Origin of the sequence: Streptomyces uncialis (assembly GCF_001905345.1) — a bacterium.
GTDB classification, from domain to species: Bacteria; Actinomycetota; Actinomycetes; order Streptomycetales; family Streptomycetaceae; genus Streptomyces; species Streptomyces uncialis.
Map to the genome: position 1 here is coordinate 726,478 of NZ_LFBV01000004.1, position 9,929 is coordinate 736,406.

The 9,929-nt window shown below is 74.4% G+C and carries 8 protein-coding genes and 1 tRNA gene; all 9 read left to right on the forward strand.

Annotated features, from left to right (window positions below; all coding sequences use genetic code 11):
• Window positions 1-299 precede the first annotated feature (299 nt).
• Window positions 300-1,553: an inositol-3-phosphate synthase gene (locus AB852_RS20260; protein WP_079184784.1), complete on the forward strand. Its 1,254-nt coding sequence runs from the start codon at window positions 300-302 to the stop codon at window positions 1,551-1,553.
• 122 nt (window positions 1,554-1,675) lie between these two features.
• Window positions 1,676-2,629: an SCO3242 family prenyltransferase gene (locus AB852_RS20265; protein WP_073790351.1), complete on the forward strand. Its 954-nt coding sequence runs from the start codon at window positions 1,676-1,678 to the stop codon at window positions 2,627-2,629.
• Window positions 2,626-3,603 (forward strand): sugar phosphate isomerase/epimerase family protein, encoded by a 978-nt coding sequence (locus AB852_RS20270; protein ID WP_079184786.1) that lies wholly within the window; start codon window positions 2,626-2,628, stop codon window positions 3,601-3,603. The genes AB852_RS20265 and AB852_RS20270 overlap by 4 nt, the downstream gene beginning before the upstream one ends.
• 194 nt (window positions 3,604-3,797) lie before the next feature.
• Window positions 3,798-4,484 carry an EboA domain-containing protein gene (locus AB852_RS20275; RefSeq protein ID WP_079184805.1) on the forward strand — a complete coding sequence of 229 codons (687 nt, stop codon included), beginning with the start codon at window positions 3,798-3,800 and terminating at the stop codon, window positions 4,482-4,484.
• Complete coding sequence (locus AB852_RS20280; protein ID WP_073790353.1) at window positions 4,484-5,338, forward strand: TatD family hydrolase; 855 nt, start codon at window positions 4,484-4,486, stop codon at window positions 5,336-5,338. Before AB852_RS20275 ends, AB852_RS20280 begins: the two co-directional genes overlap by 1 nt.
• Window positions 5,339-5,341: 3 nt before the next feature.
• Window positions 5,342-6,511 carry a metabolite traffic protein EboE gene (gene eboE, locus AB852_RS20285; RefSeq protein ID WP_073790361.1) on the forward strand — a complete coding sequence of 390 codons (1,170 nt, stop codon included), beginning with the start codon at window positions 5,342-5,344 and terminating at the stop codon, window positions 6,509-6,511.
• Window positions 6,512-6,633: 122 nt separating this feature from the next.
• Window positions 6,634-8,052, forward strand: coding sequence for an alkaline phosphatase family protein (locus AB852_RS20290; protein ID WP_073790566.1), 1,419 nt, complete (start codon window positions 6,634-6,636; stop codon window positions 8,050-8,052).
• Window positions 8,049-9,248 (forward strand): sugar phosphate isomerase/epimerase family protein, encoded by a 1,200-nt coding sequence (locus AB852_RS20295; protein WP_073790364.1) that lies wholly within the window; start codon window positions 8,049-8,051, stop codon window positions 9,246-9,248. The genes AB852_RS20290 and AB852_RS20295 overlap by 4 nt, the downstream gene beginning before the upstream one ends.
• A 193-nt stretch (window positions 9,249-9,441) precedes the next feature.
• Window positions 9,442-9,529, forward strand: a tRNA-Leu gene (locus AB852_RS20300).
• Window positions 9,530-9,929 lie beyond the last annotated feature (400 nt).

The window sequence follows — 9,929 nt, forward strand, 5'->3', positions numbered from 1 at the left end:
GGCGGGCGGAGGACGCCGGACCTCCGCCCGCCGTCCCGGACCGACCATCCGGCACCGCTCCGCACCGCTCCGGGCCCTCCCGGAGGGATGCCCGCCCGCTACCCCCTGCGTCGCCGGGGGCGGGCCGCCCTTCGGCCCGGAGCCGTCGTCCCTCCCGCCTCCCCGGGGCGGGAGGGACCCGCTCCCCCCACCCACGACCCGCCACCCACGCCCCCCACCTCACGTCCCCCCCTCACGTCCCGCCACCTCACGACTCGTTCCCTCGCGCTCCCGGTTCGCGCACGACAAGGAGGCTGCCCATGTCCGCCGAACCCACCACTCCGTCCACGACCACTCCGTCCGGCACCGCCCGGTCCACGCCCACCGGTTCCACGTCCACCCGGCCCGGCACCGCCCGCGCCACGTCCGCCCGCTCCACGTCCGCCCCGGGCGGTGTGCCCGCCGCGGCTCCCGCCCGTACCGGCGTCTGGCTGATCGGCGCAAGGGGCTCCGTCGCCACCACCGCCGTCGCGGGCTGCGCGGCCGTCGCCGCCGGACTGCGCCCCGCCACCGGGATGGTCACCGAGACCGACGCGTTCACCGAGGCCGCGCTTCCCCCGCTGGGCACCCTCGTCTTCGGCGGGCACGACACCCTCGACTGCCCCCTCCCCAAACGCGCCGAGGCCCTCGCCGACCAGGGCGTCCTCCCGCACGGCCTCGCCGACGCGGTCCGCGCCGAACTGGAGGCCGCCGACCGCGAGATCCGCCCCGGTGGCCCGCTGCCCGGTGACACCCGCGACGAGGAGGAACTGATCGAGGCGTTCGCCGCCGACATCCGTGCCTTCGTCCGCGCGAACGGCCTGGCACGCGCCGTCGTCGTCAACGTCGCCTCCACGGAGGCCGGCCCCGGCGACGGCACCCTGCCGCCCAGCTCCCTGTACGCGGCGGCGGCCCTGCGCGCCGACTGCCCGTACGTCAACTTCACCCCGTCCACCGGGCTGCACCACCCGGCGCTCGCCGCCGAGGCCGAGGCCGGCGGACTGCCGTACGCGGGCCGCGACGGCAAGACCGGGCAGACCCTGCTGCGGTCCGTCCTCGGGCCGATGTTCGCCCAGCGCGCGCTCACGGTGCGGGCCTGGTCCGGGACGAATCTCCTCGGCGGCGGGGACGGCGCCGCCCTGGCCGACCCGCGCGCCGCCGCCGCGAAGAACGCGGGCAAGGAACGCGTCCTCGCCGACACCCTCGGGACGGTCCCCGAAGGCGGTACGCACATCGACGACGTCCCCGCGCTCGGCGACTGGAAGACGGCCTGGGACCACATCGCCTTCGACGGCTTCCTCGGTTCCCGGATGACCCTCCAGACCACCTGGCAGGGCTGCGACTCGGCCCTCGCCGCCCCCTTGGTCCTCGACCTGGCCCGGCTGCTGGCCCGCGCCCACGAGACCGGTCTCGCCGGACCCCGGCCGGAACTCGCCTTCTACTTCAAGGACCCGGACCCGGGCGCCCCGGCCGCGCTCGGTGAGCAGTACGCGCAACTGCTCTCGTTCGGCAGGCTCCTGGCGGGTGAACGATGAACGACCCCCGCGACACGGCACCCGGACCCGCTCCGGCTGTAGCCGGTCCGTCGGTACCTGGTAGGTCGGTACCTGGTGCGTCCGCGCCCGGTACGTCCGCGCCCGGTACGTCCACGGTCCAGGTGCCGGCGGCCCCCGCCCCCCAACGCCCCGCGATCCGCGCCGGAACGCGCGCCGACTGGGCCGAACTCCTGCGCCTGCCCGCCCTGTTCACCGTCCCCGGTGACGCCCTCGCCGGAGCCTCGACCGTCGCCTCCCGCCCCGGACGCCGTACCCTGCTGGCCATCGGCGCCTCCCTGTGTCTGTACCAGGCGGGCATGGCGCTCAACGACTGGGCCGACCGGGAGGTCGACGCGGTCGAACGCCCGCACCGGCCGCTGCCGTCCGGGCGGATCGCCCCCGCCGCCGCCCTCACCGGCGCGGCGGCCCTCACCGCCGCCGGGATCGGCTGCGCCGCACTGGCCGGACGCCCCGCGCTCGCGACCGCCGCCGCGCTGGCGGCCACGGTGTGGGCGTACGACCTCGGGCTCAAGCACACCCCGCTCGGCCCCGTGGCCATGGGGACGGCCCGCGCCCTGGACCTCGTCCTCGGCGCCACCGCCAACGGCGGCCGGGCCCGGCGGGCGCTGCCCGCCGCCGCGGCACTCGGCACGCACACCCTCGCGGTGACCGCCGTGTCCCGCCACGAGGCGTACGGCGGCTCCACCGCCGTACCGCTCACCGCCCTCGCGACCACCACCGCGCTGGCCCGGACGCTGCTCGGACCGCGTCCACCCGCCGGCGCCCACCCGCCCCCGGCAGGCCGACGGGGAGCAGCCCCCCTCGGCCTGCCGGGCACCAGCCTCCAGGGCGCGCTCACCGCCGGATACCTCGCCACCGTCGCCGTACCGCTGTGGCACGCGGCACTCAACCCGTCCCCACCGCTCACCCGGCGGGCCGTGGGCGCCGGAATCCGGGCGATGATCCCGTTCCAGGCCGCGCTCTGCGCCCGCGCCGGAGCGCCCGTCACCGCACTGCTGACCGCCGCCCTCGCCCCCGCCGCCCGGACCTTCGCCCGGCGGGTGAGCATCACATGAGCGCCCTCCGTTTCGCCTACGGCACCAACGGCCTCACCGATCTGCGGCTCACCGACGCCCTCACCCTGCTCGCCGACCTCGGGTACGACGGCGTCGGGCTGACCCTCGACCATATGCACCTCGACCCGTGCGCACCGGACCTCGCGGAGCGCACCCGCGCGGTGGCCCGGCAGCTCGACCGGCTCGGACTCACCGTCACCGTCGAGACCGGCGCCCGCTATGTGCTGGACCCCCGGCACAAGCACGGCCCCACCCTGCTCGACCCCGACCCGGACCGGCGGGCCCTGCGCACCGGACTCCTCACCACCGCCGTCCGGGTCGCCGCCGAACTGGGCGCGCACGCCGTCCACTGCTTCAGCGGCCCCGCGCCGGGCGGGGTCGACGAGGACCAGGCGTGGGACCGGCTCGCGGCGACCCTGGAACCCGTCGTCGCCGCCGCTACGGCCGCCGGGGTGCCGCTCGCCGTGGAACCCGAGCCCGGCCATCTGCTGGACACCCTCGACGGGTTCCACCGGCTGCGCACCGCGCTCGGCTCGCCCGAAGCCCTCGGGCTCACCCTTGACATCGGCCACTGCCTGGTGACGGAGACCGCGCCGCCCGCCGACTGCGTCCGGGCCGCCGGGCCCTGGCTGCGGCACGTCCAGATCGAGGACATGCGGCGCGGTGTCCACGACCATCTGCCCTTCGGCGAGGGAGAGCTGTACGTCCCGCCCGTCCTCGACGCGCTCGCCGCCACCGGGTACCAGGGGCTGACCTGCGTGGAACTGCCCCGGCACAGCCACGCGGGCCCCCGGCTCGCGGCCACCTCGCTGGAGTTCCTGCGCTCGGTGGCCCCGCCCCCGACCGGACACGGTACGGCGCGCCGCGCGCGGCGCCCGGCTTCCCCGCGCACGACGGCCCGGCCGTCCCACGGCGGAAGCGACCGCGTACCCGCCACTGGCCGCACCACCCCCGGCGAAGGGGGCCGGTCATGACCGCCCCCGTCCACCTCCCCACCCGCGAAGAGCTCGGCGCCGCACTGTCCGAGGCCGCCCGCGACTGGCTCGACCGGGCCCTCACCGAGGCGGGGGGCGAGGCGGAGACGGAGGTCGGAACCGCGGCCGGGTGCGGGTCCGGGTCCGGGGCCGAAAGCGGGGCCGGGGCGGGACCGGCAGCCGCGTCCGCACCCATCCCGGGAGCCGCACCCGTCCCGGGAGCCGGGTCCGCGTACAGGGCCGGAGCCGCACCCGTCCCGGGAGCCGCAGCCGTACCGGGAGCCGCATCCGCACCCGCCTCGGGAGCCGAGGCCGCGTACAGGGCCGGAGCCGTACCCGGCCCCGGGCAGTCCGGGGCCGCCCGGGGTGCCGCCCGCTGGGAAGCGCTGTTCGCGCAGGCCGGACGCCGCTGCGGGCACGAGCACGCCGACGCCGTACGCGTACTCCTGCTGCGCGCCGCGCACGCCGGTCCCGACACCCTCACCCGGCTCTACGGCCAGGGCACCGCCGCCGAACGCCGCGCGGTGCTCCTCGCCCTGCCCGCCCTCGTCCCCGGACCCGCCGCCCTCCCGCTGGTCCGGGACGCGCTGCGCACCAATGACACCCGGCTGGTCGCCGCCGCCGTCGGCCCCTACGCGGCCGTCCACCTCGACGCGCACGAATGGCGGCACGCCGTGCTCAAGTGCCTGTTCACCGGGGTCCCGGTGACCGCCGTCGCCGCACTCGCGGAACGCGCCCGCGGCGACACCGAGCTCGCCCGGATGCTCGACGACCAGGCCCGGGAGCGGACCGCGGCGGGCCGCCCCGTCCCCGACGACCTGCGGTACACGCTGACCCTCACCGCCCCCAGGGCGGCCACTGCCACCGGCGAGGAGTCCTGATGCGCATCTTCGATCCCCACATCCATATGACCTCCCGCACCACCGACGACTACCAGGCCATGCACACCGCCGGGGTCCGTGCCGTGGTCGAACCCTCCTTCTGGCTCGGCCAGCCCCGCACCTCACCCGCCTCGTTCATCGACTACTTCGACGCCCTCCTCGGCTGGGAACCCTTCCGCGCCGCGCAGTACGGCATCGCCCACCACTGCGCCCTCGCCCTCAACCCGAAGGAGGCGGGCGACCCGCGCTGTGTGCCCGTCCTCGACGAACTGCCGCGCTATCTCGACAAGGACGGCGTCGTCGCCGTCGGGGAGATCGGCTACGACTCGATGACCCCGGCCGAGGACCACGCGCTGGCCGCCCAGCTCCAGCTCGCCGCCGACCACGAACTGCCCGCGCTCGTCCACACCCCGCACCGCGACAAGCTCGCCGGACTGCGCCGCACCCTCGACGCCGTGCATGAGTCCGCGCTGCCCGCCGACCGGGTCCTGCTCGACCATCTCAACGAGACCACCGTCAAGGAGGCGAAGGACGCGGGCTGCTGGCTCGGGTTCTCCGTCTACCCCGACACCAAGATGGACGCCGCGCGGATGGTCGACGTCCTCACCGAGTACGGGCCGGAGAAGGTACTCGTCAACTCCGCCGCCGACTGGGGCCGCAGCGACCCGCTGAAGACCCGCGAGGTCGCCGATCTGATGCTGGTCTCCGGATTCACCGAGGACGATGTGGACCTCGTGCTGTGGCGCAACCCCGTCGCCTTCTACGGGCTCAGCGGGCGCCTCGTCCTCGATGTCCCCGGGGCCGGGACCGGCGCGACCCACGAGGGCAACTCCATCCTGCGCGGAGGTTCGTGACCGATGCGCTTCCGGCACCCCGACGGCTCCACGGTCCACCTCGCCTACTGCACCAACGTCCACCCCGCCGAAACCCTCGACGGGGTCCTCGCCCAGCTGCGCGACCACTGCGAACCCGTCCGCAAACGCCTCGGCCGGGACCGCCTCGGCATCGGACTGTGGCTCGCCAGGGACGCCGCCCGCGCCCTCGCCGCCGACCCCGCCGCCGTCCGGTCGCTGCGCGGCGAACTCGACCGGCGCGGCCTGGAGGTCGTCACCCTCAACGGCTTCCCCTACCAGGGATTCGGCGCCGAGGAGGTCAAGTACCGGGTGTACAAACCCGACTGGGCCGACCCCGAACGCCTCGGCCACACCACCGAACTCGCCCGGCTGCTCGTCCAGCTCCTCCCGGACGACATCACCGAGGGCACCATCTCCACCCTCCCGCTCGCCTGGCGCACCGACCATCCCGCGCCGCGCGCCGCGGCCGCCCTCGACGCCCTGCGCACGCTCGGCCACCGGCTCGACGCACTCGCCGACCTCACCGGCCGTTCCGTGCGTGTCGGCCTCGAACCCGAGCCCGGCTGTGTCGTGGAGACGACCCGGGACGCCATCGCGCCGCTCACCGCCGTCGGACACGAGCGGATCGGGATCTGTGTCGACACGTGTCATCTGGCGACCTCCTTCGAGGACCCCGGCCCCGCCCTCGACGCGCTCACCGCCGCCGGCGTACCCGTCGTCAAGGCCCAGCTCTCCGCCGCGCTGCACGCCGAGAACCCCCATCTGCCCGAGGTACGCGAAGCCCTCGCCGCCTTCGACGAACCCCGGTTCCTGCACCAGACCCGCACCGCCACCGCCGCCGGACTGCGCGGCACCGACGACCTCGGCGCGGCCGTCTCCGGCACGGCGCTGCCCGACGGCGCCCCCTGGCGCGCCCACTTCCACGTACCGCTGCACGCCGCGCCCGCCCCGCCGCTGACCTCGACGCTCGACGTGCTGACCGCGTCCCTGGGGCGGCTGGTCGGCGGACCCCGGCCGCTGACCCGGCACCTGGAGGTCGAGACGTACACCTGGCAGGCCCTGCCGCCCGAACTGCGGCCACGGGTCCGGGCCCAGCTCACCGACGGGATCGCCGCGGAACTCACCCTGGCCCGCGACCTGCTGACGGACCTCGGCCTGAAGGAGCTCCCGTGACCCCCGTGCCCCCGGAGTCCACCGCGCCCGACGAGTCCACCGGGCCCAACCGGTCCACGGCACCCGCCGCCGACGCTCCCGCCGACGCGGTTGCCGACGCCCCGCCCCCCACCCCCCTCCTCGTGCTCGACGTCGTCGGGCTCACCCCCCGGCTCCTCGCCCATATGCCCCATCTGCGGGCCCTCGCCGGGACCGGCTCCCGCGCGGCGCTCGGCACGGTACTGCCCGCGGTCACCTGCGCCGCGCAGTCCACGTTCCTCACCGGCACCCTGCCCGCCGAGCACGGCATCGTCGCCAACGGCTGGTACTTCCGCGAACTGGGCGACGTCCTGCTGTGGCGCCAGCACAACGGCCTGGTCGCGGGCGACAAGCTCTGGGACGCCGCCCGCCGCGCCCACCCCGGCTACACCGTCGCCAACATCTGCTGGTGGTACGCGATGGGCGCCGACACCGACTTCACCGTCACCCCGCGTCCCGTCTACTACGCCGACGGCCGCAAGGAACCCGACTGCTACACCCGGCCGCCCGCCCTGCACGACGAACTCGTCTCCCGGCTGGGCACGTTCCCGCTGTTCCACTTCTGGGGACCGGGCGCCGACCTCGTCTCCAGCCAGTGGATCATCGACGCGACCCGGCACCTCCTCGCCACCCGCCGCCCCGACCTCGCCCTCACCTATCTTCCCCATCTGGACTACGACCTCCAGCGCTTCGGCCCCGACGACCCCCGCTCCCATGCCGCCGCCACCGCGCTCGACACGGCGGTCGCGCCCCTGCTGGACGACGCCCGCCGCGAGGGCCGCACCGTCGTCGTCCTCTCCGAGTACGGCATCACCCCCGCCGACCGGCCAGTCGACATCAACCGCGCCCTGCGCCGCGCGGGTCTCCTGGAGGTCCACACCCAGGACGGTATGGAGTACCTCGACCCGATGGCGTCCCGTGCCTTCGCGGTCGCCGACCACCAGATCGCCCATGTCTACGTCCGCCGCCCCGAGGACCTGGACGCCACCCGCGCCGCCCTCGAAGGGCTCCCGGGCCTCGAACAGCTCCTGGACGACGAGGGCAAGAAGGCCCACGGCCTCGACCATCCGCGCTCCGGTGAACTCGTCGCCCTCGCCGAACCGGGCGCCTGGTTCACGTACTACTACTGGCTGGACGACGCCCGCGCCCCCGACTTCGCGCAGCTCGTGGAGATCCACCGCAAACCCGGCTACGACCCGGCGGAACTCTTCATGGACCCCGAGGACCCGTACGTACGGCTCAAGGCGGCGGGTGCGCTGGCCCGCAAGAAGCTCGGTATGCGCTACCGGATGGCGGTCGTCCCCCTCGATCCGTCACCCGTCCGCGGCACCCACGGCCGCCTCCCCGCGAGCGACGACGACGGTCCGCTCCTCCTGTGCTCCACCCCCCGCGCGTTCGGTGACCGGGTAGCGGCCACCGAGGTGAAGTCCCTGCTCCTGACCCTCGCCGGTCTCACCGACCCCGCCCGTGAACCCTCCGGTGAAGCCGCGAGCGAACCCTCCAGCGAAAGCGAGAGACCGTGAACCAGCACTCCGAGCCCGCCTCCGCACCCGCGTCCGGAGCCACCCCGGACGAGTCCCTGCGCCGGGTCCTGGGCGTGGACCGCCGCCGCTTCCTGAGCACCTGCTCAGCCGTCGGGGCGGTCGCGGTCGCGGCCCCCGTCTTCGGTGCGTCCCCGGCCCTCGCGGACAGCCGCGGCCGGGGCCACGGTCACGGCCATGGTCATGGGCACGGCCACGGCCATGACCGGCGGGCCCTCGTCCCCGCCCACAAGCGCGGCATCATCCTCTACACCGTCCGGGACGCGATCGCCCGCGACCCGCTGGCGAGCGAGCTGCCGTCCGGCTTCCGCGAGGTCTTCAAGCAGCTCGCCCGCTACGGCTACCGGCAGGTCGAGTTCGCCGGATACGGCCAGCACGCGAACGCCCCCGGCGGTGCGAACCTCGACAACGTCCAGGGCGCCCGGCTCCTGCGCTCCTGGCTCGACGACTACGGGCTGCGGGCCCAGGGCAACCACGGCTTCATACCCGCGACCCTCACCGCACCGGACCTCGACCGTTTCAAGCAGGCCCTGGAGATCGCCAACATCCTCGGCATGGACCACATGGGCACCGGCGGCGACCCCACCTGGTCCTCGCACCGCGCCGACTGGGACAAGGCCGCCGACCACTGGAACGCGATCGGCGCCGTGGCCCGCCGCGCGGGCATCAAGCTGTACACCCACAACCACGACGGCGCGTACGACTTCCTGCTGGACGGCGGCCCCCTCGACGCCCAGGGCCGCCCGACCCGCAGCTCCGGCGTCCGCAAGCTGGAGTACTTCCTGAAGCGGACCGACCCCCGCGACGTCTGGCTGGAGCTGGACATCTTCTGGGCCCATGTCGCCCGGTACAAGTTCCACACCTACACCGCGCACGACGGCTCCCAGCGCCGCAGCCTCTTCGACCCGGCGAAGCTCGTCGCCCGCAACGGCACGCGCTACCCGCTGTTCCACGCGAAGGACGGCACCGTCAACGAGAGCAGCGGCAACGGCTACGACATGGTGCCCTTCGGCACGGGCGACATCGACTACGAACGCTTCTTCTCCCGCGTCGGCCGGAAGACCTACCACAACCCGATGGTCGAACAGGACAACGCCCCCAGCAGCTCGGCCCCCACCCAGTCCCTGGACTCCGCCCGCACCGGCTACACCAACCTGGCAGCCCTCCGAGCCTGCTGACCCACCCCTCCCACCCGGCGCCCCTGCCCTTACGGGGGCGCCGGACGGGAGCGGCGCGACACCTCCGGTGACCAACCGTGCACGCTCCGCCACCCACCCTCCCGGCCTGCGAATACACAGGTGAAAGCGACTCCGAAACCTTGGTATTGTTGTCCATGTCGCCGCGGGGAACACCCCCGCGAACACCACACCGGTCCGGGTGGCGGAATGGCAGACGCGCTAGCTTGAGGTGCTAGTGCCCTTTAACGGGCGTGGGGGTTCAAGTCCCCCCTCGGACACCAGCACCAGCAGGAACCCCAGTTGATCTGGGGTTTTTTGCATTTCAGGGCACTGTGTGACCAATATCCCCGAAATCTCCCGGTCAGGCCAGGGATGACAGGCTGATCCGGCTGGCGCTGGAAGCGGCAAGCTTCTCGCGCCCTCGGCGCGGCGGTGGCCGTACGGGCCACGGTGCAGCCGGGCGGGTGGTGCGGGCGATCTTCGATGCCCGCCAGTCGCACATGCGTGGCTTGTACGGACACGCAGGAGAGGGCCGGATCGCCCCATCGCTACTCGTCCGGTCAGGCGCTGTTCCAGGTGATCGCCATCCATCTGCCAAGTGTCCAGCGGCCCTAGTCCCTAGACGAGTCATTCCGAATGCTGATGGTGTGTTTGGGAACGCCGGACAGGGCGTCCAAGATC